General features: G+C 68.1%; 17 protein-coding genes. 4 read left to right on the forward strand and 13 right to left on the reverse strand.

The window, feature by feature from the left end:
- Positions 1-20: 20 nt before the first annotated feature.
- From ACQ3HB_RS17355 to ACQ3HB_RS17385, 7 genes are read right to left on the reverse strand one after another with little or no spacing between them, the layout of a single operon-like run.
- Positions 21-1,487 (reverse strand): mannitol dehydrogenase family protein, encoded by a 1,467-nt coding sequence (locus ACQ3HB_RS17355; RefSeq protein ID WP_430921714.1) that lies wholly within the window; start codon positions 1,485-1,487, stop codon positions 21-23.
- On the reverse strand, positions 1,480-2,409 hold the full coding sequence (locus ACQ3HB_RS17360; RefSeq protein ID WP_430921715.1) for a sugar phosphate isomerase/epimerase family protein: 930 nt from the start codon (positions 2,407-2,409) through the stop codon (positions 1,480-1,482). Before ACQ3HB_RS17360 ends, ACQ3HB_RS17355 begins: the two co-directional genes overlap by 8 nt.
- Positions 2,406-3,584, reverse strand: coding sequence for a Gfo/Idh/MocA family protein (locus tag ACQ3HB_RS17365; protein ID WP_430921717.1), 1,179 nt, complete (start codon positions 3,582-3,584; stop codon positions 2,406-2,408). The genes ACQ3HB_RS17360 and ACQ3HB_RS17365 overlap by 4 nt, the downstream gene beginning before the upstream one ends.
- A complete protein-coding gene (locus ACQ3HB_RS17370; RefSeq protein ID WP_430921719.1) occupies positions 3,581-4,450 on the reverse strand; it encodes a sugar phosphate isomerase/epimerase family protein in 870 nt (289 codons plus the stop codon). Before ACQ3HB_RS17370 ends, ACQ3HB_RS17365 begins: the two co-directional genes overlap by 4 nt.
- Positions 4,447-5,373 carry a carbohydrate ABC transporter permease gene (locus ACQ3HB_RS17375; protein ID WP_430921721.1) on the reverse strand — a complete coding sequence of 309 codons (927 nt, stop codon included), beginning with the start codon at positions 5,371-5,373 and terminating at the stop codon, positions 4,447-4,449. The genes ACQ3HB_RS17370 and ACQ3HB_RS17375 overlap by 4 nt, the downstream gene beginning before the upstream one ends.
- Entirely contained in the window at positions 5,370-6,380 is a 1,011-nt protein-coding gene (locus tag ACQ3HB_RS17380; protein ID WP_430921723.1) for a carbohydrate ABC transporter permease, read from the reverse strand. The genes ACQ3HB_RS17375 and ACQ3HB_RS17380 overlap by 4 nt, the downstream gene beginning before the upstream one ends.
- 10 nt (positions 6,381-6,390) lie before the next feature.
- Complete coding sequence (locus ACQ3HB_RS17385) at positions 6,391-7,743, reverse strand: ABC transporter substrate-binding protein (RefSeq protein WP_430921725.1); 1,353 nt, start codon at positions 7,741-7,743, stop codon at positions 6,391-6,393.
- Positions 7,744-7,886: 143 nt separating this feature from the next.
- Here ACQ3HB_RS17385 and ACQ3HB_RS17390 point away from each other — a divergent pair, with 143 nt between their 5' ends.
- Both ACQ3HB_RS17390 and uxaC read left to right on the forward strand, forming a co-directional pair.
- Complete coding sequence (locus ACQ3HB_RS17390; protein WP_430921727.1) at positions 7,887-8,939, forward strand: LacI family DNA-binding transcriptional regulator; 1,053 nt, start codon at positions 7,887-7,889, stop codon at positions 8,937-8,939.
- Complete coding sequence (gene uxaC / locus ACQ3HB_RS17395; RefSeq protein WP_430921729.1) at positions 8,936-10,339, forward strand: glucuronate isomerase; 1,404 nt, start codon at positions 8,936-8,938, stop codon at positions 10,337-10,339. Before ACQ3HB_RS17390 ends, uxaC begins: the two co-directional genes overlap by 4 nt.
- A gap of 116 nt (positions 10,340-10,455) precedes the next feature.
- Here uxaC and ACQ3HB_RS17400 read toward each other — a convergent pair whose 3' ends face one another.
- From ACQ3HB_RS17400 to pdhA, 3 genes are read right to left on the reverse strand one after another with little or no spacing between them, the layout of a single operon-like run.
- Complete coding sequence (locus ACQ3HB_RS17400) at positions 10,456-11,883, reverse strand: dihydrolipoamide acetyltransferase family protein (protein WP_430921731.1); 1,428 nt, start codon at positions 11,881-11,883, stop codon at positions 10,456-10,458.
- Complete coding sequence (locus tag ACQ3HB_RS17405) at positions 11,880-12,962, reverse strand: alpha-ketoacid dehydrogenase subunit beta (protein WP_430921733.1); 1,083 nt, start codon at positions 12,960-12,962, stop codon at positions 11,880-11,882. Before ACQ3HB_RS17405 ends, ACQ3HB_RS17400 begins: the two co-directional genes overlap by 4 nt.
- A complete protein-coding gene (gene pdhA, locus ACQ3HB_RS17410) occupies positions 12,959-14,149 on the reverse strand; it encodes a pyruvate dehydrogenase (acetyl-transferring) E1 component subunit alpha (RefSeq protein WP_430921735.1) in 1,191 nt (396 codons plus the stop codon). The genes ACQ3HB_RS17405 and pdhA overlap by 4 nt, the downstream gene beginning before the upstream one ends.
- Before the next feature lie 277 nt (positions 14,150-14,426).
- Here pdhA and ACQ3HB_RS17415 point away from each other — a divergent pair, with 277 nt between their 5' ends.
- Entirely contained in the window at positions 14,427-15,347 is a 921-nt protein-coding gene (locus ACQ3HB_RS17415; RefSeq protein WP_430921736.1) for a DUF2599 domain-containing protein, read from the forward strand.
- 432 nt (positions 15,348-15,779) lie between these two features.
- On the opposite strand, the gene ACQ3HB_RS17420 is transcribed toward ACQ3HB_RS17415, so the two are convergent.
- Positions 15,780-17,570, reverse strand: a complete 1,791-nt coding sequence (locus ACQ3HB_RS17420; protein ID WP_430921737.1) for an invasin domain 3-containing protein — start codon at positions 17,568-17,570, stop codon at positions 15,780-15,782.
- Between the two features lie 428 nt (positions 17,571-17,998).
- Complete coding sequence (locus ACQ3HB_RS17425) at positions 17,999-20,290, reverse strand: polyribonucleotide nucleotidyltransferase (RefSeq protein ID WP_430921738.1); 2,292 nt, start codon at positions 20,288-20,290, stop codon at positions 17,999-18,001.
- A 534-nt stretch (positions 20,291-20,824) separates the two neighbouring features.
- Between ACQ3HB_RS17425 and ACQ3HB_RS17430 the strand changes: the two genes are divergently transcribed.
- Entirely contained in the window at positions 20,825-21,589 is a 765-nt protein-coding gene (locus tag ACQ3HB_RS17430; protein ID WP_430921740.1) for a glycosyltransferase family A protein, read from the forward strand.
- A gap of 181 nt (positions 21,590-21,770) precedes the next feature.
- Here the strand turns inward: ACQ3HB_RS17430 and ACQ3HB_RS17435 are convergent, their stop codons facing one another.
- Positions 21,771-22,688, reverse strand: a complete 918-nt coding sequence (locus ACQ3HB_RS17435; protein ID WP_430921742.1) for an alpha/beta fold hydrolase — start codon at positions 22,686-22,688, stop codon at positions 21,771-21,773.
- Between the last annotated feature and the right edge of the window lie 168 nt (positions 22,689-22,856).

Below are 22,856 nucleotides of genomic sequence, written 5' to 3' on the forward strand. Positions count from 1 at the left end.
GGACGGCCGCGCTGTGCGGATCACATGGTGCGCTGCACCGTCCGTCCGAGGCGGTTCGTGATGGGCTCGATCACACCGGGCAGATCCGCGAGCTCCGGTGCGAGGAAGCGCACGGCGGCTTCGGCTCGCGCACGATCATCGGCCGGATCGAGACCGCCGAGCGCTTCGATGAGGGGCGCGGCGCCTGGATCCGACACATCCGGGCCGTCGAGGTGGGCGATCCAGTCGGCGATGACGTCGCAGTGGGCGTCGCCGGCCGAGCGTCCCGCGTCGAGTCGCGCACGGATCACGTCCGCGATGCGCACACGCAGCTTCTGCGAGCCGCCACCCGCGATCTGCGCGAGGCGGTGCTCGATCCGCGCGTTCGTGAAGCGTGACCGGAGGGCCTGGACGGCGGCTTCGAGAGCGGCCGGGTCGAGGTCGAGGACCTCGCCGGCGTCGGACCAGAGCGATTCGAGCGCGTCGCGGCAGTCGTCGTCCTCCATCGCCTCGGCGATCGTCCGATGTCCGGCGAGCAGGCCGCGATAGGCGAGGAGCGAGTGCCCGGCGTTCAGGAGCCAGAGCTTCCGTCGTTCGGCCGGGGCGATGTCCTCGACGAAGGTGGCGCCGGCCCGTTCCCAGGCCGGGCGACCGGCGGGGAACTCCCCCGCGAGCACCCACTCGCTGAACGGCTCGCAGACGACCGGGACGGCATCGGCGATTCCCGTCAACCGTTCCGCGGTCGCAGCGTCGGCCGGTGTGGTCGCGGGCGTGATGCGGTCGACCATGGTCGAGACGAAGGACACGTTCGCGGTGATCCAGTCGGCGAGGCCTGTGTCGAGACGACCGTCATCGAGGCGCGTCGCGAGATCGAGGACGACCGAGCGGACGAGTCCGCCGTTGTCGTCGAGGTTGTCGCAGCTGACGACGGCGATGGGTCCGGATTCGGCCCCACGGCGAGCGCGGAGGCCGTCGACGATGCGGCCCGGTGCGGTCACAGCTGCTGACACGGCTGCTGACACGGCCGCGCCAGTCGGCCCATCGCCTCCGGCATCGCCGTCACGCCGAAGGAACGCGAGGTCCCCCTGAACGGCCGGATCCGCCCAGTCCAGTCCGCCGTCGACCCCCAACCGGTAGCCCGCTTCGGTGATCGTGAGCGTCAGCACCGCGACGTCCGCATCGGCCAGCAGCCGACGCCAGGCCTCACCGTCGGCACCGTCATGGGCCTCGACGATGCTGTCGATGCGCATCGCGCTGTCGGTCTCGCCGCCGCGCTCGATGAGCGTGTAGACGTCGTCTTGCGCGTTGAGCGCGTCGGCGGCATCCGGCGACCGACCGGTGAAGGCGGCGATGCCCCATCGCTCCTCCGACCGGTCGGTCAGCTCGTTGGTGAGGTGCGTGTACCAGGCCTGGTGGGCGCGATGGAACGCCCCGAGGCCCAGGTGGACGATCCGGACGGCGGGTCGGCCACCGTCCGACGTCTCCACGACCGGCACCTGCTCAGCCACGGGCGCCCGCGGCTTCCGTCGCAGTCTCGGTCGCCGAGGTCGATGCTGCTGACGCCGCCGCATCCTGCTCCGCCGCGAGCGCGGCGCGCAGGAACGCGAGGTTGTCCGCCGTGCGCTCGGCGAGCGGGAGGTCCGTCGAGAAGTCCTCGACCGTGATCCAGCCGTCGTAGCCGTGGGCGATGAGGGCACGCAGGTACGCCGAGACGTCGGCCTGTCCCGCGCGGAGCGAGGCCCAGTCCTCTTGCCACACGGCGGATCCGTCGAACCCGTCGGCCGCCGTCTCACGCCACGCGACGTTCTTCACGTGCACGTGAGCGAGGTACTCGCCGAGCATCTGGAAGCCGGCGAGATGGTCCTCGTGGCCTTCGATGATGAGGTTGCCGAGGTCGTGGATGACGCCGACCGCTGCCGGGTCCAGGCCGTCGACGAGACGGATCGCCGCCGATGCGGAGGACGTGATCGTCTTGTGGTGGAGCTCGACGAGAGCACGAACGCCATGCGCGGATGCCCGCTCGGCGACCCACTCGAGATCGGCCCGAGCACCGGAGAAGAGCTCCCGGTAGTCGGTCCCGCCGATGCCGCCGAGCGGCGGCATCGTCACCCGCACCTGTCGTGCACCGAGCTCGGCCGTCGCAGCGAGCATGCGCTCGACGCCATCGTGGTCGTCGCACCGCTGGTAGCCGCCGATGCCCGAGTACTCGAGCCCGGATCCGCGGGTGAGCCGCGCGATCTCGGGAAGCGAGGCCTCGAGACCCGTCATCGGCCAGGACGAGCGGTTGCCGGCCCAGAATCCGGGGTGTTCGGCATCCGCCTGATCGGTCACCCGCCATTCGATGCCGTCCCAGCCTTGAGCGGCGAGGGTCGTCGCGGCCTCTTCGGGAGTCCAGTCCGGCGTCGACGCGGTGAAGACGGAGAACTTCATGCTGCGCCGCCCGTCGTGACGAGGAGTTCGTCGAAGGAGCCGGAGAGGACGTCCTCCACGAGCACCTGGCGGCCGAGGGTCGCGGAGAGGTAGATCGCCCGGACGACGGCGAGCGACAGGAACGCGTCGTCGACGGTCACGCCGGGTGCGCGCCCCTCGGCGATCGCCTCGACGACGTCGGCGTACTGGCGAGCGTGCCCGATGACGAACCGCTTCGGGTCGCGCGCATTGCCGACGACCTCGGTGGCCGGCACGAGGTCGGCGGCGCGGTTGACGACGCCCGCCCCGTCGGCGGCGCTGTCGGCGCCTGCGATGGCGAAGACGCCCAGCTGGTCGTCGTCGATCGTCGCGGACCCGCGGTCGCCGTGCACCTGGAGCCGGACCGACAGGCCCGGGTAGGCGGCGGTCGTGGCGTGGACCACGGCGAGTGCTCCGGAGGCGAACCGGACGGTCGCCACGGCGACGTCCTCGATCTCGACCCGTTCGTGGGCGAGGAGCGCCGTCTGTGCGAAGACCTCGACGGGCTCGCCGAGGAACCAGACGAGCAGGTCGACTGTGTGGACGCCCTGGTTCATGACGGCTCCGCCGCCGTCGAGCTCCCAGGTGCCGCGCCACGTCCCGGAGTCGTAGTACTCCTGGCTCCGCCACCACGCGACCGATGCGACGGCGCTCGTGATGCGACCGAAGTCGCCGCGGTGGGCGGCCTCGGCGACCACGACGGACGCCGGGTCGAAGCGGTGCTGGCTGATGACCGAGACGACGATGCCGCGCTCTGCGGCTTCGGCTGCCAGATCGCGGATGCGGCGGGCACGCGCCATCGTGACGTCGAGCGGCTTCTCGATGACGACGTGCTTGCCGGCCGCGATGGCCTCCTCCGCGAGCTGCACGTGCAGACCGCTCGGGGTGCAGATGACGACGATGTCGACGAGACGGTCCGCGAGCGCATCCGCGAGCGAAGCGAACTCGCCGGGTCGTGGGGCTCCGATCGGACCGGCGATCTCATCGGCGAGGGCGACCGCTGCGGCCGGGATCGCGTCGACGACGGCCGTGATCGTGAGATCCGGCAGCGAGGCGATCGCGCGAGCGTGGTTGTAGCCGATGATGCCGCAGCCAACGATCGCGACGCCGAGCGGCTGAGCGGACTGTGCGTGTTCGGTCTGTACTGGATCGGTCATGCTGTGCGGACTCCGATGCGGTCGGTGATGGCGGCGAACGCTCGTGCGGCCCGGCCGAAGGCGGCCGGACCGGAGAAGCCTCCGAGGGAATTGACGTCGGTGAGGTGCGGTTCGAGGGATGCGAAGCCCGTGTACCCGTCTGCGGCGAGCGCTTCGACGGTCGCGGCGACTTCACCATCGCCCTCGCCGGCTGGGACGACTTCGCCCGTCGCGGCGATCGCGTCCTTCACCTGCAGGTACTCGAGGTGGGGGCGGAGCATCGCATACCCGTCGGTGAACGGTCTCGCGACGCCGACCTGCACGAAGTTCGCACTGTCCCAGGCCACGCGCAGGGCGTTGGAGCCGACCGATTCGATGACGTCGAGCACGCGCTCCGGGGTGTCGCCGTAGATGTCCTTCTCGTTCTCGTGGAGGAGCACGACCTGCTCGGCCTCCGCGAGGTCGGCGAGCGCCCGCATCCGGACGAGGGTCCCGTCGCGGACGTCCGCAGGCGCCAGACCGTCCTGTCGGTAGTAGGAGAAGATGCGGATGTACTCCGTGCCGAGCCGGTGCGCGGCGCGGATCGCTCGGCCGAGCCGCTCGACCTCGTGCTCGACGGGCAGGCCCACGTCGACCTTGCCGATGGGGGACGCGATCGCCGACACCCCCATCTCCCGCTCGGTGAAGACGTCGGCGAGGCGTTCGAGGCCGTCCTCGTCGAGATCGACGATGTTCGTGCCCCAGGCGCTCCGCACTTCGATGTGTGCTGCCCCGAGACCCTGCAGGACGGCGACCTGGATGGCCGGGTCCGCATCGATCTCGTCGCCGAAGCCCGAGAGCTTCCAGGCCGGGTCGAGCGTGGTGGCTGTGGTGGACGGGTGGTTCATTTGACTCCTCCTGCGGTCAGGCCACCGACGAGGTAGCGCTGGAAAACGAGGTACAGGACGACGACCGGCACGGCGCAGATGAGCGAGGCCGCCATCATCTGCCCGTACAGCGGTATCGCGCCGCCCTCCTGGGTGGCTCCGAAGACCTGCAGGGCGACGGCCGCCGTGCGGGACTCCGCGTTGGTCATGACGGATGCGAAGAGCACGTCGTTCCAGCCGAGCAGGAACGCGAAGATCCCTGAAACGACGATGCCCGGCCAGCTGAGCGGCACGACGATCTGCGTCAGGATGCGGAACGACGATGCTCCGTCGATCCGTGCCGCTTCTTCCAGTTCGCGCGGCAGACCGCGCAGGTAGGTCACCATGACCCAGGTCGAGAACGGCAGGGCGAACGTGAGGTAGGTGATCCCGAGCGCCCATCTGGTTCCGATGATCTGGATGCCGAGGGCCGTCGCGACACTCGCGAAGAGGACGAAGACGGGCAGCAGCATGAGGGTGCCGGGGATGCTCTGGAGCGCGAGGAGCCCGCGGAGCACGGTGAGGCGGCCCTTGAACGCGTACCGGACGAGCACGTAGGCCGTCGTGACGGCGATCGCGGCACTCACGACCGCGACGGCGCCGCACACGAGCACGCTGTTGAGCAGGCCGTTGCGGAGATCGACGGTCGTCCAGATCTTCAGGTAGTTGTCGAGGTGCAGTTCGGTCGGGAAGAATGCGCCGTTCGCGACCGAGACGTCCGAGTTCACCGAGGCGAACAGGATGTACAGGACGGGCGCGAGGACCACGACGAGCAGCACGGTGACGACCGTGACGAGCAACGGCCTCGGCAGGAGGCGCGTGACATCGCTGTCGCGTCTGGTGGGCGATGGACGACCGCTGCGGTTGACTGCGCGGGGCACGACGATGGATCTGGTGGCGGTCATGAGCGCTTCACCTCGTCTCCGGTGTCGAGCTTCACGGCTCGCAGGTAGATGAACAGGGGGATGGCGACGAGCACGAGCGAGGCGAGGGCCATCGCGGCGCTCAGCCCGAAGCGGAAGCTCTGGAAGCTCGTGATGTAGGTGAGGACCGGCAGGACCTCCACGTCCTTCGGCGCCGGGATCCCGAAGAGCACGAACGGCAGCGTGAAGCTGTTGATGTTGTGCAGCAGCGAGATGATGAACGCGAGCGCGACGGGGCCCTTGAGGTAGGGGAAGACGACGTAGCGGAGCTTCGCCCACCAGCGTGCGCCGTCGAGCGCGGCCGCTTCGTGGACCTCCTGCTCGACCGATTGCAGGCCCGCGAGGACGAGCAGGTAGAAGAACGGCCACGAGCACCAGGCCTGGACGATGATGAGGGTCCAGTAGCTCTGCGGCCCGTTGAGCCACAGGCCGCTGTTGATGCCGATGGACTGCAGCCCGGAGTCGACGACGCCGCCCGGCTGCATCATCGTGCGCCACACCGTCCCGACCACGAACGCGGGGAGCACGTACGGGATGAGGAACAGCGAGCGGACGAGGCCGCGCCCGCGGAACCGGTTCTGCGTGGCGAGGGCGGCGGCGATGCCGATCGGCATCGTCACGACCGACACGATCACGGCGTAGGAGACGCTGATCCACACCGAGTGCAGGAGCGGCGATGCGGTGAACGCCTCGACGAAGTTCCCGAGCCCGATGAACGGCGCCTGCAGCCAGCTGCGCAGCGTGTACTGGTCGAGGTCGAGGAGGGAGATGTAGACGGCGATGAGGAGCGGGATCGCGATGACGAGCCCCATGAGCACGCCGCCGGGGATGAGCATCCACAGCGGGCGGTTGCGCTCCTGCACGGTCTTGACCCGCTTGGGCTGCTGCGGGGACGGGACCCGTGAGGAACCGCGGCGAGCGCGGTCCCCCGCCTGGTCCGCCGGGTGCGACTCGGTGGCCGCACCCGGGGTGATCGTCTGACTGGTCATGTCGGGTCCGCTACTTGACCTTGTCGAGCGCGGACTGGGCCGCCGTCTGCGCGGTCTTCAGCTGGCTCCCGAGCGAGGCGTCGCTCACATCCCCGGCCGAGAGTTCCGGGATGAGCTGGACGACGACGTTCACGAGGGCGAGCTGGGTGTCGCCCCACGCACCGCTGAACGGGGTGCCGACGGACCCGGCGGAGGACTCGACGATGGGTGCGAGGTCGGCGTTGTCGGTTTCGAGCGCTTTCGCGGCCGCCGCGTTCGTCGGCAGCTCGCCGAAGGTGGTGAAGTAGGACGTCTGCGATTCCTCGCTCGTCAGCATCTTGATGAGGGCGAACGCGAGGTCCTGGTTCTGCGAGTACTTGGCCACGACGAGGTTGTCGCCCGAGATGATGCTCGTGGCCGGCTTGCCGTCCTTCGGGGTCGAGGTCTCGCCCGGCGGAACGGTCGGGAGGAGCGCGTAGGCGTACTTGCCGGCGACCCCTGAGGCGTCGAGCGTGACCTTCGACGTCGCGGACGTCATCGGCAGGTATGCAGCCTTCCCGCTCGCGAATGCGGCGACGGCCTGGGCGTTCTTCCAACCGACGGCTGCCGGATCGACGGCCTTCTCCTTCGTCATCCACCCGAAGTAGGCCTCATAGGCCTTCTTGGTCGCGGCATCGTCGATCTGCGCCTTCTTGCCGTCGAGGATGGGGTTGCCCGCCTGGATGGACATGCCCCAGATGAACTTCCACGGGTCGAAGCTGGCGGCGTAGGCGATCGCGAGGCCGTAGGTGTCACCGGAGGTGAGCTTGGCGGCCTGTTCGCCGAGCTCGTCCCACGTGGTCGCAGGCTTGTCGATGCCGGCCGCGGCGAGCAGGTCCTTGTTGTAGGCCATCACGAAGGGACGGCTCGCGAAGGGGATGCCGACCTCGTGCTGCTTGTCCGGCCCGGAGATGCCGAGCGTGGCCGGAACGAAGCGGTCACGGCCGCCGACCTTGTCCCAGGCGGCGTCGTCGAGGGTGACGAACGCGCCCGTCGCGCTGGCCGTGGGGGTGAACGTCGTACCGAGGCCGTAGATGTCCGGGCCCTGGCCGGAGACGACGGACGTCTGGATCTTGGTGAGCTCGTCGTTCGCGGAGGCGAAGGTCTCGAACGACACCTTGGCTCCCGTCTCCTTCTCGAAGCGGTCCGAGACGTCTTGGAACCACGCCTTCTGCTGCTCCGGGTAGAGGCCGTTCGCGGCGACCATCATGGTGAGGGTCTTGCCCTTGCCGTCGAGGGCGCCTGAGGATCCTCCGTCGGACGGTGCTGCGGCCGAGCATCCCTGCAAGGCCAGGCCGGCGACGGCGATGACCGCAATCGTACCGAGCGCGTGTGCTGCTCTCATCGTGACTCTCCTTTGAGTGGAATGGGGGTCTCGAAGGCGACCGGCTGATGGGTCATCGGGGAGACTGCCTCGAACTCTAAACAGCTCGGCAACCGGAAGGCAACCGTTTGCCACTTCTTGCCATCGTGTGGTTTGCTGCTCGCATGGAACCTCTCGGTGATGCGAGGCACCCACGACCGGCGACGCTCGCCGACGTCGCGGCGGCCAGCGGTGTGGCGATCTCCACCGTGTCGCGCGCTCTCTCCAACCCTGATCGGGTGAACGCGACGACACGGGAACGGATCGAACGGATCGCACGCGAACTCGACTACACGCCCAACTCGCACGCCCGTGCGCTCACCTCTGGACGGACGGGCGCCATCGCCGTGCTCGTGTCCGATGTGACGAACCCCTTCTACTTCGGCATCATCCGGGGCACGCAGCAACAGCTGAAAGCCGCCGGATACACGCAGATCCTGATCGACACCGAAGAGTCGGACGAGCTCGAGGACGGCATGCTCCACAAGCTGCGGCGTTCCTACGACGGGGCGATCCTCGCCGCATCACGACTCACGGACCGCCGTCTGACCGCACTCGCCAAGGAGATCCCGCTCGTCGCCATCAACCGGCAGACGGCATCGGTCCCGAGCGTCTACATCGACACCCCGCGCGGTGTGCACGAAGCCCTCGGCCACCTCGTGTCCCTCGGGCACCGCACGATCGCCTACGTCTCCGGACCGCCCACCTCCTGGCCGAACGAAGGACGGTGGCGGGCACTCGTCCTCGCCGCGGCGGAACACGGCGTCGAGGCCATCCGCGTCGGCCCCTTCTCCCCGAAGAAGCACGCCGGCGCCGCAGCGGCGGACGCCGTCCTCAATACGAACGCGACGGCGTGCATCGCCTTCAACGACCTCCTCGCGATCGGGATGCTCATGCGCTTCACCGAGCGGGGCATCCGCGTCCCCGACGAGATCAGCATCGTCGGCTGCGACGACATCTTCGGCGCCGACTTCTGCAACCCTCCCCTCACCACCCTCACCGCGCCCATCGAGGAGGCCGGCCGTGCCGCCGTGTCGATGCTGCTCTCCCGCATCGACGCCGACATCCCCACGCTCCGCCGCCAGACCGCGACGCTGCCCACCCACCTGACCGTCCGCTCCTCGACCGGACCGGCACCGCTGCAGCCGACCACGCTCACTCCGAAAGGCCAACGATGACCGCCCTCATCCCACACCCCGACCGCCTCCTGCCGGCTGAGCCGACGCAACTCGCGATCGCCCGTCGGCTCTACGCCGAGGTCGCCGACGCACCGATCTACTCGCCGCACGGCCACGTCGAAGCCGATGTGCTGCTGCGCAACGAGCGCTTCCCCGACCCCGCCGCGCTCCTGATCACGCCCGACCACTACGTCACCCGCATGCTGCACGCCGTCGGCGTCCCGCTCGACGCGCTCGGCCTCGGGCCAGAGCCGGAGCGTTCCGGCCGGGAGATCTGGCGCCGGCTCGCGGAGCACTGGGACGACTTCCTCGGAACACCTGTCCGCGGCTGGTTCGAATCCGAGTTCAGCGAGGTGTTCGGGCTCACCGAGCACCCGTCCGCCGCGAACGCGGACGAGCTCTACGACCAGCTCGACGAGACGCTCGCGAGTGACGCGTTCCGCCCGCGTGCCCTCTTCGATCGCTTCCGCATTAGCGTGCTCGCCACGACCGACGACCCCGCCGACGATCTCAGTGCGCACCTGGCCCTGCGCGATGACCCGTCCTTCACGGGACGAGTGCTGCCCACCTTCCGCGCCGACCGCTACATGCACCCGGACGAGCAGGGTTGGGCCGGACGCCTCGACCGCCTCGCAGAACGGAGCGGCGTCGACACCTCGAGCTACGCCGGACTGCTCGACGCACTCCGCGCCCGCCGTGCGGCGTTCGCCGCTGCAGGCGGAACGGCGACAGACACAGGGGTGATCGATGCGGGATCCGAGCCGCTCGCCGTCGAGGATGCGGAGCGCCTGCACCGTGCCGGGCTCGATGGGTCCATCACGGCAGAGGGCGCCGCCGCCTACCGCCGCAACATGCTGTACCGGCTCGCCGAGATGGCGTCGGAGGACGGCCTCGTGATGCAGCTGCACCCCGGCGTCATCCGCAACCACCACCGGCCGACCTTCGACCGCTTCGGACCGGACACGGGCCACGACCTCCCGGCCGTCAGCTCGTACACGGTTCCGCTCACCCCGATCCTCCGCGACTTCGGTACGAACGACACCTTCCGTCTCGTCCTCTTCACGGTCGATGAAACCGTCTTCTCACGGGAGATCGCTCCGTTGGCCGGGTTCTACCCTTCCGTGTACGCGGGTGCTCCGTGGTGGTTCCTCGACTCCCCCGCCGGCATCGCGAGGTTCCGTGCGGCGATCACCGACAGTGCCGGCTTCACGAAGACGTCAGGCTTCATCGACGACACGCGTGCGTTCTGCTCCATCCCCGCCCGCCACGACATGTCGAGGCGCAGTGATGCGGCGTACCTGTCCGGGCTCGTCGCCACCCGACAGATGTCCGAGGACGATGCCGCTGCCGTCGCTCGTCGTCTCGTCGCCGACATCCCGATCCACACCTTCCGCCTCTGAAGCCGTTTGCACAATTCAGGAACGTCTGCACAATTCAGGACCGGAAAGCGCTTGTTGGCGGGAATCGGACCTGAAGTGCGCGAATGTTCCTGAATTGTGCACACACCACGGGCTGCTCAGACCATGGTGAGGACCATGGCGGGATCGGCGAGCATGGTGCCGACGTCGACGAGGAACCGCGAACCCTGCTCGCCGTCGACCACACGATGGTCGAACGACAGCGCGAGCGTCACGACGTGTCGCAACGCGATCCCGCCCTCGAACTCCCACGGCTGACGGCGAACCGCACCGAGCGCGATGATCGCCGCCTCCCCTGGATTCAGGATCGGCGTCCCCGCATCCACACCGAAGACGCCGATGTTGGTGATCGTGATCGTCCCGCCGGTAAGCGCCGCGGGGGTCGTGCGCCCCTCGCGTGCATCGAGGACGAGCGATCTCGTGGCGTCGGCGAGTTCGAAGAGGCTGAGCCGGTCGGCCCCGGCGATGTTCGGCACCAGGAGTCCGCGAGGGGTCGCAGCGGCGAGCCCCAGGTTCACGTGGCCGAACTCGATGATCTCCTGCGCGTCATCGTCCCATCTGGCGTTGACCGACGGCGTGCGTTTGACGGCGATGCACACGGCCTTCGAGAGCACTGTGAGGATGTTCACCCGATGATCGCCGGACCGCGGAGAGCCGGCGAGCGCATCGATGAGCGTCATGGTGGGTGTGACGTCGACCGTCAGGAACTCGGTCACATGCGGCGCCGTGAACGCGCTCGAAACCATGGCCGCTGCGGTCCGACGGCGCACGCCGGTGATGGGGCGACGGACGGTGCCGTCGTCCGCCGCTGGAGGGACGCCATCGGTCGGAGAGGCGACATCGGAGGCGACGCCGAAGACCGGCGGAGTCGTTCCTCGCCCTGTCGGCGTCGCCATCGCGGTGCTCCCGGCGGAGGTGTCGGCTGCAGCATCACCGGCGGCAGCCTCGACGTCCTCACGCGAGATCCGCCCCCCGGCCCCCGTTCCCACGAGACCGACGAGATCGACACCCAGGTCGCGGGCCAGACGACGAACCGGCGGGGTCGAACGAGGACGACTGACCGGTGAGGCCTCAACGGCGGCTGCCGGCGCCGTCTCGGCAATCGGCGTCGACGCAAGGGCCCCGATCGACGTCTGCGCGAGCGAGCCGACGGCATCCGCGACGGCGCGCTCACGACGCCTCGGCCTCGCCCCGCTCTCCACGCGTGGGCCGTACCCGACGAGCACCGACTCCCGTTCTGCCGAGGGGACCCGATTCGCAGGCTCCTGAGCGGCCTCGACTCGTGGGGCGTCACCCGTGTCGAAGTCGATGAGCGGCTCACCGACGAGCACGGTCGCTCCGGGCTCCGCATACAGACGGCTCACGAACCCCGCGGTTGGGGACGGCAGTTCGACGAGCGCTTTCGCGGTCTCGACCTCGGCGATCACCTGGTTGAGTTCCACCCGGTCGCCGACGGCGACACGCCAGGAGACGAGTTCGGATTCGGTCAGACCCTCGCCGAGGTCCGGCAGGACGAAGCGCCTCACGATGCGTCCTCCCCTCGCACGGAGCCGGCAGGGACGGCATCGGAAGCACGGGAAGCACCCGCCACCCCCGCATCGTCCCCTCGTCCCGTCATCGAGTTCGGTCGTCCGAGCACTCGGTCGACGGCGTCGAGCAGGCGGTCGAGGTCCGGGAGGAAGTGCTCCTCGAACGTCGATGCCGGGTAGGGCGTGTCGAAGCCCGTCACTCGGACCGGTGCTTCTTCGAGGAAGTCGAAGCAGCGTTCCGTGAGCGTTGCCGCGACCTCCGCTCCCATGCCTCCGGAGCGCTGCGCTTCGTGCGTGATGACGAGTCGTCCCGTCTTCCGGACCGATGCGGCGACCGTCGGGTAGTCGACGGGTGCGAGTGACCGCAGGTCGACGACCTCGATCGCGATCCCGTCGTCCTCGGCCGCCGCTGCGGCGTCGAGCGCCGTCTGCACGAGCGGCCCGTACGCGACGAGTGTCACGTCCCCGCCTGAGCGGACGACTCGTGCCCGCTCGAACGACATCGCATCGTCCGGCATCGTCTCAAGGACGTCGCCCTTCGTCCAGTACCGCCGTTTCGGTTCGAAGAAGAGCACGGGGTCGTCGCACGCGATCGCCTGTCGGATCATCGTGTGGGCGTCCTGCGGATTCGAGCAGGTGATGACACGGAGCCCGGAGGTGTGCGCAAAATACGCTTCAGGTGATTCGGAGTGGTGTTCGACCGCTCCGATCCCTCCGCCGTACGGCACCCGGATCGTGACGGGCATCGTGACGGCGCCCTTCGTCCGGTAGTGGAGCTTCGCGAGCTGTGCCACGATCTGGTCGAAGCCCGGGTAGATGAACCCGTCGAACTGGATCTCGCACACGGGGCGGAATCCTCGGAACGCCAGGCCGATCGCCGCACCGATGATCGCGGCTTCTGCGAGCGGCATGTCGAGCACCCGATCCGTCCCGAACTCCTCCTGCAGGCCGTCCGTCACACGGAAGACGCCCCCGAGCTTGCCGATGTCCTCACCGAGAAGCACCACCCGATCGTCATCGGACATCGCTTTTCGCAGTCCTGTGTTGATCGCTTTCGAGAGCGTCAGCTGCGTCATCGTGCGCCTCCCTCGAACATCGCGAGGTAGGCCGCGTAGTCGTCGCGTTGTCGCTCGAGTTCCGCGTTCGGGGTGGCGAACACGTCGTCGAAGACCTCGAGCGGCGCCGGCGCTTCGAGGGCGATGCATCCGGCCCGCACTGCCGCCGCGGCGGCGTCTGCGGCGGCCGCGACCCGTGTCTTCACAGCGTCGTCGAAGCGGCCCTCCCGCTCCAGGAACCGCTCGACGCGCAGGATCGGGTCCTTCGCCCGCCACTCGGCGAGTTCGGTCTCGTCACGGTAGCGCGTCGGATCGTCCGAGGTCGTGTGCGGGCCCATCCGGTACGTGACCGCTTCGATGAACGTCGGCCCTCCGCCGTCGCGTGCACGGTCGACGGCGATGCGGGTCGCCGCCATGACCGCGAGCACATCGTTGCCGTCCACGCGGATGCTCGGCACTCCGAATCCGGGACTGCGATCGGCGATGGGACGACGTGCCTGCAAGCCGACGGGTTCGGAGATCGCGTACTGGTTGTTCTGGCAGAAGAAGACGACCGGAGCTTGGAAGCTCGCCGCGAGGACGAGCGCTTCGTTGACGTCGCCCTGGCTCGTCGCTCCGTCGCCGAAGTAGGCGACGGCGACGGAATCGGCTCCGGCGAGGCGACTGCCCATCGCCCAGCCCGTCGCGTGGAGTGTCTGGGCGCCGATGATGACCGCCGGCGTCGCCATGCCGACGTCGTACGGGTTCCAGCCGGAGAGGGCGGTTCCGCGCCACATGCTCATGAGCTGGGCGAGTTCGACGCCACGACAGTACGCGACGGCCTGTTCCCGGTAGCTCGTGAACACGAAGTCGTCCGGTCGGAGCACTCGGGCTGAACCGATCTGCGCTGCTTCCTGCCCGAGGAGCGGTGGCCAGAGTCCGATCTCTCCCTGGCGTTGCAGCGCTGTCGCTTCGGCGTCGATGCGCCTGGTGACGACGAGGTCCTCGTACAGCTCGATGAGGCGATCGGTCGTGATGTCGGTGACGAAGATGTCGTAGAGCTGGTCGCCGACGCGTTCTCCGTCCGGACTCAGCAACTGGACGAGATCGCCCTGCTGCGGGTCGTGCTGCCGGTCGTGCGGCGAGTTCTGCTGCGAGTCGTGCTGCTGGGAGGCGTCACCTCCTGCGCGGTGAAGTCGCTCCTGCTGGGAATGGGTGTGAGTCTCCATCGACACGATGCACGCCGCCTTGAATTCGGTGACCTCACGGCGGTGCCTTGTGGGCGGTGCCGTGCCCCCGCGTCGTCGCGGAGTGATCCGAGGCTACGCTGCGCCGCCCGATCCCTCAACCTTCGACACGCTTCTGTAAATCGAGAAGACTGGAATCAGAATATACTTTAGATATCAAACAAAATACTTGAACAACTCACACTCTTCATGGTGAACTAGCGCATCGCCCCACGGTACCTGATCCGGGGCGAATCAAACCGTCAGAATCGAGGAAGAAATGTTCAGCCCAACATCGGCCTGCGCCTTGGCCGCGCTCGTTGCTCTCACCGTCTCGGCCGCACCACCAACTCAACCGGACGCGGTCCTTGAGGCTCTCGCAGCTGCAGCACCGGCAGTCATTGCGAGCGCCTCAACACCGACGGAGGAGGCAGGCCATCACGACACCGACGTGTCTTTCGGAGACGAGCTTTCGGACGGTGCAACCCTCACTCCTCATGAAGGCCTCGGCGTGAACATCAGAATTCGCAGCCACGAGTCGGTAGAAGGGGGTAAAGAGGTCACACCTGGTGTGACTGCATACAACTCCAGCTCACCCACCGACTACTTCAGTGCTGAAAACACCGTTTCAGGTGGGTTCTCGACAGGTGTCGTGATCGGAGACCGGAGTTCACCGGTGGAGTTCGAGTATCACGTCTCACTCACGGACGGCACCGCCCCTCGGCTCGAGACGACGGACGACGGGGCCATCATGGTCTTCGACAGATGGCACAACGGCATAGCTGTGGTCGAAGTACCATGGGCCTTTGATTCGAACGGTCGGACGGTCGGGACCCACTACGCGGTGGTTGAAGATCGAATTGTTCAAACGGTCGAACACCGGCAGGACGAAGTCTCATATCCCGTGGTCGCCGATCCTGCCGTCCGTGGAACGTACATTCGGAGCATTGAGATGGTGGGCGCACCCAACGGAATCACGACTTCCGTCTTCCGCACGAGCAATCCCGACGCGATCAAATTCCCTGACGCCGTCTGTGACGAGTACAAGCTGTGGGTCAACTCCAGCTATCAAGGAAGAAAGTACCGGGATCAGCTGGTCTGTCACGTCGTCAATGCGTGGACGAAGCAGCCCTGGAATCTCGACTCCTGGCGCCCAGATGTCGGCTATGCCGCGACCGTAGCCGCAGGATGCAACCCGTGACAGGCGAAGCGAGGTCCTCACATACGGCGCGGAAGCGCCGCATGGTACGAACGATTGCGCCGATATCAGTCTTCGCCGCTTGTGGAGCAGTCGCTGCGTGGTCTGCCGACCAGACGTTCACGGCTGCCATTGCTGCCGACACACAACACACCGTTGGGTCAATCGGATTCACCGGTGTTGTCTTCGTCCTCGCGATCCTCGGCGCGGCAGCAAGCCTTGTTTGGGCGCTCGTCTCCGCGCTGCGCGACAGGTCATCCCGCTCACCGGTTGGCCACCAACGTCAGGACAGCCCCGATAGCCTCCCCCATCACAGCCCCTGATCTGTGCACAATTCCGGAACTCTTCGCCCGGAATGCGCTTGCATTGCCGGGACAACGCTTACTCGGCCTCATCAGCCACACGAATTCCGGAATTGTGCACACAGGAGCGGGGTCAGGCGCGAGCGCTCCGTCGACGTGACAGGAACACGACCGTTCCGAGCACGAGCATCGCGGCCGCACCGAGCGGCAGGAGACCGGTGTCGAACCCGGTCGCCGCGAGCGGGCCCGTGCCGGCCTTCGGACCGGCCGACGTCGTGGGGCTCGCGGGAGCGGACGGCGAGGGCGACGGCTGCGGAACGGCGGTCTGCGTGAGCTCGACCGTACCGAACACGTTGCCGTCCGGATCCACGTCGAAGACCGCAGCATCGGAGTCCGTAGCGTCGGACACCGCAGCTTCGGCTCCGGCCTGCCCGTCGGCGCGAGCACGGTCGACGAGCGGCGGAACGGAGCTCCGATCCGTCACGGTGATCGTGGATACGCCGACCGTTGTGGAGGCGGTGATCTGGACGCTGTACGTGCCGTCGCCGTTGTCGACGACCTCACCGATCCGATGACCGGCGTCGGTGGACGTGACCGCGAGTTCGTCGCCGAAGCGCGCGTTGCCACTCGCGTCGCTCGCTACCGCCGTGACGGTCGTCGTGGCGACACCGTTCGCGAGGATGCTCGCGGCACTGAGTTCCAGACGCACGTCGTGGACGGCGCCCGCGATCTGCTCCACGGTGACCGTGTCGGACAGGACGGGGTCGGTACGGGCGAGCTCCGCTGTGATGGTGGTCGAGCCCGCCACGGTCGAGGCTGTGAGCGTTGCCGTGTAGTGCCCGTCGCCCTGGTCCTGGACCTGTCCGAACGACTGTGCGGCGTCGCTTGATCGGAAGGAGACGGCCTCTCCAGGCACGGGGTTCCCGTTCACGTCGGTGAGGAAGGCGTCGACCACGGTCGACGTCGATCCGTCCGCGGTCAGCTGCAGGTCCAAGGCGGTGACGGCGATGGCCGATGCGGGGAGGCGCTCGTACGAGATGGTCACCGAGGGAGCGGTGCCTCTGGCCGCAGCACCGAGCGAGACCCCGGTCGCGGTCGGCGTCACCCAACTGGATCCGCCGCCGCCACCGGAGTACGCGTTGCCGCCGCCGCCTCCGAAGTAGCCGCCGCCTCCGCCACCGCCGCCGTTGTTCCCACTCGGCCGTTCGCCTCCGGTTCCGCCGTTCGCACCGAGGCCGGCAGTGCCCGGTGTGCCGTCGCAGGTGCCTGGGACGATGCCGCCGGGGCCCTCGGCGGTCTGCGTTGCGCCGGTGGGTCCGGGGGCGCACAGCGACTCGATGCTCGTTCCAGGCGCGCCGGTGGCGCCCTCGGCGTCTCCACCGTCACCCCAGAACGACGTACCTCCGCCGCCGCCCGCGACGAGCAGTCGTGAGCTCGAACCGCCGGTCGCGGCGCGGACGTCGGACGAACCGCCGCCGCCCCCGGCGTTCCCGTAGGTCAGGGATCCGTTGCCCCCGCCATTGACGCCGCCCGCAGCGCCCTTCGCGCTCCCCGCGACGAACACGCGGAGGGTCTGCCCCGGCGTGACCGGCAGGTCCGCTGCGACGCTGCCACCGACTCCGGCGAGGCGGCTCCCGGTCCCGGAGTATCCAGAACCGCCGATCGCCGCGACGTGGATCTGCGTGACTCCGGAGGGAACAGTGAACGTGTACGGCCCGCCCGGAGTCGAGAACGTAGTGCTCGCGGGCACGGCGGAGGCCGGAGCCGCAGGCCCGGCGACGAGGCCGAGTGCTGCGACCGAGGCGCCGACCACGGCCGCGACGGCGAAGGTCGCGACGGAGCGCCGCAAACGGCTCGGACGGCGGCGACGCCGATCCGAACCTACGGGGAGCGGACTGGCGCGCTGAACGACTGGATGGGACATCGATCTCCTACGGGTACTGCGAGCGACATCACCGTCGACTCGCACGGGTCATCGTCATACCGGACGGGTACCGGCATGGCGCGCTGTGTCCCCCGAAAGCGGGTGGACAGGAATACAGTACACATCCGGAATCGCCCTCGAAGGCCGGAACGATCGATCACACCGATGTTGCGTAATTCTCACGGAGTGCATGACCGTGGGGCGGTCCACTCGTACCAGCCCCCGTACCGAGCGAGCGTGCGCCGCGATACGACGTCATCAATCCCCGGAGAACCGTCGAACGGTGAGTCATCGCTGCTCACCGACGCGGCTCCGGACCTGGCAGCGGCCGGTGAAACGCCATGCGCACGCATCGGCACCACCCTCCAACGCGGAAACCCCGCCTCCACGCGAACGTGGTGACGGGGTTTCCGGTGGAACGGGACCGACTAGCCTTCGGCAGGAGCCTCGGGGCCGTCGCTCGCTGCGTCGCGACCGTGCGTGTCGGCTTCATCAGCCAGCACCGGTGCGAGGGACAGCTTGCCGCGGTCGTCGATCTTCGTGATTTCGACGAGGACCTTCTGGCCGACGCCGAGGACGTCTTCGACGTTCTCGACACGCTTGCCACCGGCGAGCTTGCGCACCTCGGAGATGTGCAGCAGGCCGTCCTTGCCCGGGAGGAGCGAGACGAACGCACCGAACGCGGCGATCTTCACGACGGTTCCGAGGAACTGCTCACCGATCTCCGGGTTGGTGGGGTTCGCGATCGCGTTCACCTGGGCACGAGCAGCCTCGGCCGACGGGCCGTCGACGGCGCCGATGTAGACGGTGCCGTCCTCCTCGATGGAGATGTCGGCGCCGGTCTCGTCCTGGATGGCGTTGATCGTCTTGCCCTTGGGTCCGATGAGCTCACCGATCTTGTCCACCGGGATCTGGACCGAGATCACGCGGGGCGCGGTCGGGGCCATCTCGTCGGGGGCGTCGATCGCTGCGTTCAGCACGGAGAGGATCGTCGTACGAGCGTCCTTCGCCTGCTGGAGTGCACCGGTCAGGACGGAGGTCGGGATGCCGTCGAGCTTCGTGTCCAGCTGGATGGCCGTGACGAACTCGGATGTACCGGCGACCTTGAAGTCCATGTCGCCGAGCGCGTCTTCAGCACCGAGGATGTCGGTGAGGGCCGCGTAGCGGGTCTCACCGTCGACGGTGTCGGAGATGAGGCCCATGGCGATGCCGGCGACGGGTGCGCGCAGCGGCACACCGGCGTTCAGCAGGGACAGGGTCGAGGCGCAGACGGAACCCATCGAGGTGGAACCGTTGGACCCGAGGGCCTCGGAGACCTGACGGATCGCGTAGGGGAACTCCTCGCGGCTCGGCAGCACCGGCACGAGGGCGCGCTCGGCGAGGAAGCCGTGCCCGATCTCGCGACGCTTCGGCGAACCGACACGGCCGGTCTCACCGGTCGAGTAGGGCGGGAAGTTGTAGTGGTGCAGGTAGCGCTTCTTCGTGACGGGCGACAGCGAGTCGATCTGCTGCTCCATCTTGAGCATGTTCAGCGTGGTGACACCCAGGATCTGGGTCTCGCCGCGCTGGAAGATCGCGGAACCGTGGACGCGCGGGATGACCTGCACCTCGGCGTCGAGCGGACGGATGTCCGCCAGTCCACGACCGTCGATGCGGATGCCCTCGCGGAGCACACGACCGCGCATGACCTTCTTGGAGACGGACTTGTACGCTGCCGAGAACTGCGTGAGCACCTCGGCGTCGAGCGAACCGGCTTCGATCTGCTCGGCGACGGTCGCCTTGACGCGCTCCTTGAGGGCGTCGTCGGCGTTCTGGCGCTCGATCTTGTCGGCGATCTGGTAGACGTTCACCAGTTCGTCCTGAGCGAGTGCCGCGACGGCGTCGTAGCTCGCCTGCGTGTACGGGAGGAACACGGGGTAGGCCGCGATCTCCTTGGCGGCCTGCGAAGCGAGTTCGCTCTGCGCCTTGACGAGCTGCTTGAGGAACGGCTTGGAGGCTTCGAGGCCCTGGGCCACGACTGCCTCGTCTGGCTTGGTCGCGCCGCCCTTGATGAGGTTCCAGCTGTTCTCGGTCGCTTCAGCCTCGACCATCATGATCGCGACGTCTTCGTTGCCGTTGGCGTCGGTCACGATGCGGCCGGCGACGATGATGTCGAAGACGGCTTCCTCGAGCTGGTCGACCTTCGGGAACGCGACCCACTGGTCGGCTGCGCCGTTCTGACCGGGGATGAGCGCGAGACGGACTGCGCCGATCGGGCCGGAGAACGGAAGGCCGGAGATCTGGGTGGACATCGACGCCGCGTTGATCGCGAGGGCGTCGTAGAACTCGCCGGGTGCGATCGACAGGACGGTGATGACGATCTGGACTTCGTTGCGGAGACCCTCGACGAACGAGGGACGCAGGGGCCGGTCGATCAGACGGCAGACGAGGATGGCCTCGGTCGACGGGCGGCCTTCACGACGGAAGAACGAACCGGGGATCTTGCCTGCTGCGTAGGAACGCTCTTCGACGTCCACCGTGAGGGGGAAGAAGTCGAAGTTGTCCTTGGGGTGCTTGCCCGCCGAAGTGGCGGAGAGGAGCATGGTCTCCTCGTCGAGGTAGGCCGCGATGGCGCCCTGAGCCTGCTGTGCGAGGCGTCCGGCTTCGAACCGGACGGTGCGGGTGCCGAACTTGCCGTTGTCGAGAACGGCTTCGGCGAACTTGATTTCTGGACCTTCCAAAGGTCTCTCCTTCATACGTGTGCGCTCCCCGCCCGGTGGCGGGACGCGCGTCCGAGTGGACGCGCCGATCAACGCGATTGTGCACGGAGAGAGCCGCAGTACGTACTCAAGTCCCCAGGCGGATGATGCAGCGTCGTACGCTGCATCGTCTGGGGCTTGGCTGGTCACCAGTAGAAAATCACTCACCGTTGTGAGGGACCCACCACCGAGGACCAGCTTCCTGCCGGCCTGCTCCGTTGTGTTGCGTGGCGAACCATGCGGTTCACCTCGTCAAGCCTAGCAGAGCACCCCCTGATCGAGCCGGAAGCAGACACCTTCGCAGGGTTCGACGCAACGCCGTCGAGACGGGAGGTCTGGCAGCAGACACCTTCGCAGGGTTCGACGCAACCCCGTCGAGACGGGAGGTCTGGCAGCAGACACCTTCGCGGGGTTCGACGCAACCCCGTCGAGATGGGGCGGCTGGAGCACGGATCGGGAGTAACGTGGTGCCGCGGCATCGCCTATCCGCCGAGTGCCGGGGAACTGGAGTCGCGCGTGGTCACGTTGTCGGTCGTCATCCCGGCCAGGAACGACGCCGCCATGCTCGCGCACTGCCTCGAACACCTCGCTGCTCAGCTGCGCCCTGCCGACGAGATCATCGTCGTCGACAACGGCTCGACCGATGACACGGCTCGCGTCGCCCGGGCCGGCGGAGCGATCGTCCTGGAGCAGCCGGTCGTCGGCATCTGGTCGGCGAGTTCCACCGGCTACGACGCCGCGAGCGGCGAGGTCATCGTTCGCATCGACGCGGATTCACGTCCTCCGGTCGACTGGCTGGCGCACATCGAGGCGGCGTTCGTGACGATGCCGGAGGTCGATGCGATCACGGGGCCGGGCGAGTTCTACGACGGCGGGGCCGTGTCGACCCTCCTCGGACGGACGCTCTACCTCGGCGGGTACTTCTGGTCCATGTCGCTGTGGCTCGGGCAGCCTCCGCTCTTCGGCTCGAACTTCGCAATGCGCCATGAGGTGTGGGCCGACGTCGGCGGGCGGGTGCACCGAGACGATCCGCGCGTCCATGACGACCTCGACCTCAGCATCCACTTGAGCCCGGGGACGCGCGTCCACTACGAGGACACGCTGACCGTCGGCATCTCCGGTCGGCCGTTCGATTCATGGAACGGGCTCATCCGCCGTCTCGACTGGGCGTTCCACACGATCGGCGCTCACCTGCCGGAGGAGGCGCCGTGGCGACGGCGTGCGCTCAGGCGAAGCGTCGAGGAGCCCGACGGGGTCGACCCCACCAACTCCCCGGCGTGACCCTCGGTCGCCGAGCACGCACCCGCTCACTGAGCCCACACCCGGTCACTGAGCACACACCCGGTCACTGAGCACACACCCGGTCGCTGAGCCTGTCGAAGTGCATCCCGATCGAGCGCACCCCTTCGACACGCTCAGGGACCGGACTTCGGTCACTGAGCCTGTCGAAGTGCCCAACCGATCACGCCGCGCCGTCGTGCGGATCATCGCCAGCCTCCCTCGTCGCGAACAACGACAGCAGGTCCTCGGTGAGCTGGTGCGGCGCCGTCTCACACGGGCTGTGCCCCGTCCGGTACACGGCGAACGCCGCCCCGATCGACGATGCGAACGCCGCGTGCAGCGGAGTCGGCCAGAGGTCGTGGTCGCCCGTCACGACGAGCTTCGGGATCGACAGCGCTGAGAGCCCCGGCACGAGGTCCGGCGTCCTCCGCATGAGCCCGATCGCATCGTCGACGCTCGATCGCCTCGTGAGGTCGAACCGTTCACGCACGAACGCGAGGCGATTCGGGCCGACCCGGTTCTGGTTCGTCCGGATGCCCCAGATCATGAGGCCGGCGCCCTGGCGTTCCGTCACCCAGCCGCTGAACCAGCCGATCGTGCGCACCCCGCGGAACGCCTGTCCGGAGAGCGGCGGCGTCGTGTGGAAGGTCAACGATCGGACGAGCGAGGGATGCGCGGAAGCCACGAGACCGGCGAGGATCCCGCCGAACGAGTAGCCGAGCACGTGGGCCGGCGCTCCCGCCCGAAGGAACGCCTCGAGATCGGCCACGAACAGGTCCTGCGTGAAGCGTTGCCCGATCAGCGGGCCGGCCAGGTGCGATTCGTACTGCCCGGCGAGATCGTAGCTCTCGACGAAGTAGCCGGCCTCGACGAGCAGCGGCGCCAGGAGGGTGAAGTCTTCCTTCGATCCGGTGATCCCGGGGACGAGCACGACACGCGGATGCGCGGGATCGCCGAGGGACATCGCGGCGAGCGTCCCGCTCGGAGCAGCGAAGTCGAACCGGACGGCGCCAGGCGGGAGGACGCTCCAGTCGATCTCGGGAAGGCGTGCGTCACGTGCTGCTGCGGCCGGAGCCGCTTCTCGTTCATGCGTCGACACGAGCACAGAATACTCACGCGGGGAGGCGTCGAGCACCTCTTGCGCTGGCGCGTCTCCGACATTCCTCGGGCCCTCGCCGCCCTCGGTCAGACGCCGTCACCACCGGTCACTCGGCCGCCTGTCCATCACCTGTCGACTCTCGGCTACGCTGGACGCTCACCGACGGAG

The sequence above is a fragment of the Plantibacter lichenum genome (assembly GCF_050587525.1).
Taxonomy (GTDB): Bacteria; Actinomycetota; Actinomycetes; order Actinomycetales; family Microbacteriaceae; genus Plantibacter.